This window comes from Bacillus cereus group sp. BfR-BA-01523 (assembly GCF_022662615.1).
Taxonomy (GTDB): domain Bacteria; phylum Bacillota; class Bacilli; order Bacillales; family Bacillaceae_G; genus Bacillus_A; species Bacillus_A mycoides.
The window spans coordinates 1-510 of record NZ_JAKUDX010000035.1; the positions used below are offsets into that span (position 1 = coordinate 1).

Below are 510 nucleotides of genomic sequence, written 5' to 3' on the forward strand. Positions count from 1 at the left end.
GTGTTCTCGCAACCCCGAAGGGACGAGGGGTATAACACTCCACACGAGGCAGTATCGTTACCTCCTATTATCAAGCATTTATTTTACCCATCTTGATAAATTTATCGCAGCATTTACATCCCTATCGTGATGGCTATTGCACCCAACACAGTCCCATTCACGAATCTTTAAACTCCACTGTCCTTCTGGTTGAACTGAATGGTCGTATTTTACTCCGCAACATGAGCAAATCTTGCTTGAGGCGAACCATTTATCAGCTTTTACATACTCAATGCCATACTTCTCGCACTTGTATGATAAACATTGAAAGAAGAAGTTTAATTTTTGAAATGAAAATGCTTTCGATAGTTTTTTGTTTTTTAACAGGTTTGAGATAAGTAAGTCTTCCACAACAATCCTCATTGGTTTGGTTTTCACCAATTTAGCTGTTGCTTGATGGATATGGTTATTTCGGATATTCGTAATTTTCCTAGATAACCGAAGGTGCTCAGTTTTAGCTTTTTCATATCC

At 38.2% G+C, this 510-nt stretch carries 1 protein-coding gene; it reads right to left on the reverse strand.

Translation table 11 applies throughout. The features are described 5' to 3' along the window. Nucleotides 1-78: 78 nt before the first annotated feature. The coding region (locus MR066_RS27020; protein WP_242249049.1) for an RNA-guided endonuclease InsQ/TnpB family protein at nucleotides 79-510 on the reverse strand (432 nt) is incomplete at its 5' end.